Here is a 3,056-nt window from a genome sequence, read left to right as displayed (position 1 = left end):
AGGCGGTCGACGCGGGCATGCACGGTGTGGGTTCGCTGGCCGGTGATGTCGGTGCCGATGGTGTGGCCGCGAACCTGGACCGGTGGGGTGACGAGGCCGCCGACGCCCTGGGCGCGGAGGTCCCCGAGAAACAGCTGGGCCAGACCGACGACCCGAAGGAGCTGATCCACGGCGATGCAGGGGCCATCGCCGGTGCCGCGGATCTGGTCCAGAAGATGGGTGATTCGGTCGACAAGACCGGTCAGGCGTTGAAGACCATCGATGTGGCGCAGTGGACCGGCAAGGGCGCCGAGGAGTTCCACACCACCTTCGGTAAGCAACCCCGCGTGTGGTTCGACGGTGCCGACGCGATGCATCAGGCCGCGACGGTCCTGGTGGACTGGTCGCATGCGGTGACCACCGCGCAGGGCCGCGCCGCCGACGCGATCACGAGGTGGAAACAGGCCGATACCGAGGAGCGCCGCCAGAAGAGTTGGTGGAACGGTTTGCCCGCGGCCGAGCAGCGCCGCACCACGTTGACCGACACGTGGACGTCGATGCGTGAGGATGCCCGCGCGATCCTGGCACACGCGCGTACCGACCGTGACAATGCCGCGGGTGTGGCGGTGTCGGGGTTACAGGCCGCGACCGCGAAGGCCCCCGCGACCCCGTCGTTCACCGACCGGATGCGTGACGATTTCTCCGACGCCGCGGATATCGCGCAGTTCGCGGGCCTGGATTTCGACAAGGGCCTGCTGACCAGTTTCACCGGTGTGGTGCAGTTCGTGCGGCAGGTGTCGCCGATGGACCCCTACAACCTGACCCATCCGGCGGCGTATCTGGCGGGGATGTCGGATCTGGATGCGGGGATGGTGGTCGCGGCGGCGGATCCGGCGGCGACGGTGCACGGGTTGCTGTCGGGGGCGCGGTCGGATCCGGCCGAATGGCTGGGGAATCTGACCGGTCAGGTCGTGATGACCGTCGGCACCGGCGGGGCGGGTTCGGCGGAGGTCACCGCGAACGCCGTGCGGGATGTGGCCACCGTCGCCCGTGACGGGGTGACCGTGGCCCGTGACGGGGCCACCGTCGCTCGTGACGGGGCGACTACTGCCCGTGACGGTGTCCCGGTTGTCGAGGCGGCCCCGAAACCCGCTGCGGCGGTCCCGAAACCACCGGAGGCACCCCGGCCCCCGGAACCTGTTCGGCCGGTGGACACTTCACGGCCCGCCGATACCGGGAAACCGGCCGACACGGGTAAACCCGCTGACAGTGGGCGGCCCGCTGATGGTGCTCGCCCGGCCGATGGTTCCCGTCCCGACGCTACAAGGCCGGACAGCGGTGCGCGTCCTGCCGACGGCTCCCACCCCGGTGACATCGCGCATCCCGTCGACAGTGGCCGGGCACCGGACCCGGTCCGGCCCGGCGCGCACCCGGACGGGGCACCGGTCGCACCCCGCGCAGGCCCCAGCATCGATCCCGCCACTCCACACGAATCCCCGATCGCGGCCGGGCCCCGCCCGGAACCGGTCCCCCACGCCACCGACGCGGCAGCCCCGCGCGAGCCGGTCACCGGACACCCCGAACAACCCGGCACGCACCCGAACTCACCCGGACACGCCACCGACGGCCCGCACCCCACCGGCACACCACCACACCCCGGCACGGAACCCACTGCCACACACCCGGATCCAGCACACCCCGACACGCATACCCCCGACGGCACTCACCCCGGTGATGGCACTCACGCCGACGGCAGCCATCCCGGTGACCGGACCCATCCCGACGATCCTGATCCGGGTAGGCACGAACCATCGGCCGGCGACTCGCCCGCCGACCGTGCCGACGCCGACCAGGGAGTGCATTCCGACGCCCGCGACGCCGGTCCCGCATCCAACCGCGACCCCGCCGACACCTGCACCGGCCGTGACCCCGTCGACATCGCCACCGGCGAATTCCTGCTCCCCGAAACAGATCTCACCCTCCCCGCCGTCCTCCCGGTCATCCTGCGCCGCACCCACCGCTCCACCTACCGATACGGCCGCTGGTTCGGACCCTCCTGGTCGGCCACCCTCGACATGCGCATCGTCGTCGAAGACGCGGGCGTCACCTTCCTCGGCGAAGACGGCATCCTCCTGGCCTACCCCCACGCCCCGATCGGTGTCACCACCGTGGCCTTGTCCGGCGGCCAACGCTGGACCTGCACCCGCACCGACACCGGCGGCTACCACATCCACAACCCCGCACGGGAACTCACCTGGCACTTCGCCCCCGAACCCGCACTCGGCGGCCTCGAACACCGCCTCGGCAACTACGCGATCTCCGCCATCACCGACAGCCACCACAACCGCATCCGCGTCCACTACACCCCCGACGGCACCCCTGCCGCCATCACCCACTCCGGCGGCTACCACATCCTCATCGACACCACCGCAGGCCGCATCACCGGCTTATCGGTCATCGACCGCGGCACCCCCATCCGCATCCGCGAATACACCTACCACGCAGGCCAACTCACCACCGTCACCAACGCCGTCGCCGCCACCACCAGCTACACCTACGACCCCGAACACCGGATGACATCCTGGACCGACTCCAACGGCAACCAGATGCACAACACCTACGACCCGCACGGCCGCGTCATAGCCCAGCACGGCACCGCCGGCATCCTCGACAGCACCTACGACTACCTGCGATTCCCCGACGGCACCGGCACACTCACCACCGTCACCGACTCCCACGGCGCCACCACCACCCACGGCTTCGACCACGACCTGCGCCTACGCGACCACCTCGACCCCACCGGCGCCCACACCCACTACGACTACAACACCGACCGCCGCCCCCTCCATGTCACCGGCCCCGACGGCGCCACCACCACCTACCGCTACACCAGCGAAGGCGACCTCACCGAAATCACCCGCCCCGACAACGCCACCATCACCATCGACTACACCTCCCCACAACACCCCTCCCGCATCACCAGCCCAGACGGCAGCATCCGACGCCAGGAATGGACCACCACCGGCGACCTCGCCGCCACCACCGACGCAGGCGGAGCCCGCACCGAATACACCTAC

Annotated in this window: 1 protein-coding gene; it reads left to right on the top strand. The window is 70.2% G+C overall.

Annotation, left to right across the window (positions count from 1 at the left end; translation table 11 throughout):
- Positions 1 to 3,056: putative T7SS-secreted protein (locus LBW94_RS44080; RefSeq protein ID WP_225062752.1), on the top strand; the 3,056-nt coding region annotated here is incomplete at both ends.

Origin of the sequence: Nocardia sp. alder85J (genome assembly GCF_020176955.2) — a bacterium.
GTDB lineage: Bacteria > Actinomycetota > Actinomycetes > Mycobacteriales > Mycobacteriaceae > Nocardia.
The sequence above is the reverse complement of the archived record's forward strand: the minus strand, read 5'-3'. Positions and strand labels throughout refer to the sequence as shown.